Annotated in this window: 1 protein-coding gene; it reads left to right on the top strand. The window is 40.6% G+C overall.

The features are described from left to right. Nucleotides 1–542 precede the first annotated feature (542 nt). On the top strand, nucleotides 543–863 hold the full coding sequence (locus tag R7Z77_RS24695) for a DOPA 4,5-dioxygenase family protein (protein WP_005455725.1): 321 nt from the start codon (nucleotides 543–545) through the stop codon (nucleotides 861–863). The last annotated feature ends 4 nt before the right edge of the window (nucleotides 864–867 follow it).

Below are 867 nucleotides of genomic sequence, written 5' to 3'. Positions count from 1 at the left end.
ATTTGTCCCTTAAACGATTGGTCTCTCACACCGCTGCTTGTTTGAAAAACCCATTGTTTTAAAACGCAAGACCTCGTGTTGACTGCTATTCACTTGGCCCAACCCTCTGATTCAATCTTGGTATAACCAGATACAGTAAGTGTAAACAAAATGTTAAATTGTGCTTTAATTTGACTTTAACCCATCAGTAAAGTTTTGCTTACACCCCATTTTTGTAGAGTAAAATACTGGTTTTTTATATTATTCATTTCAAAAGCTGAATTTAATCACTTTCATTTGTTACAAAGTCGCAACAAAATTGGGCTGTGAAATTTGACAAACAAAGCTAAAGTATTTGAGTGTCGTAGATTTATTTGTTGCAGAAAGATAACTTCTTCCCAATCAGACGGAATCAAGGTAGGGTGGCAGTCAATTGAAGAAGTTTGGATTCCAACGTGCCTAAGCGGCGTTAATTCGAACCTAGTGTGGCTCAGTGTTTAGATGACTACACAGGCTTTGAACGACGGGGGAGTGCAACACTTAGAATTCAGATTGGAGAAGTTATGTACCACGTTCACGTTTACTTTCCTTTGCAACAATTGGAAAAAGCACAAGCTCTGAATGAGATCATCCGCCAAGAGCGTCAAGATGTGTTGCGCGTGTATCCATTGGTCGACAGATTAGTCGGCCCGCACAAGATGCCGATGTTTGAAATGCACCTTGAGTCGATCAGTGAAGAGTTTTTGGCTTGGTTAGATACCATTCGTGGGGATTTTTCTGTGCTTATTCACCCGGTCAGCGAACGAGAACTGCGTGATCACACAGAGAGCGCGATTTGGTTAGGTCGCGAACTAGGTGTTTTCGAAGAAAAGCTAGAAAATTAAAGAT

The organism is Vibrio sp. 1401, assembly GCF_033340295.1.
The sequence above is the reverse complement of the archived record's forward strand: the minus strand, read 5'-3'. Positions and strand labels throughout refer to the sequence as shown.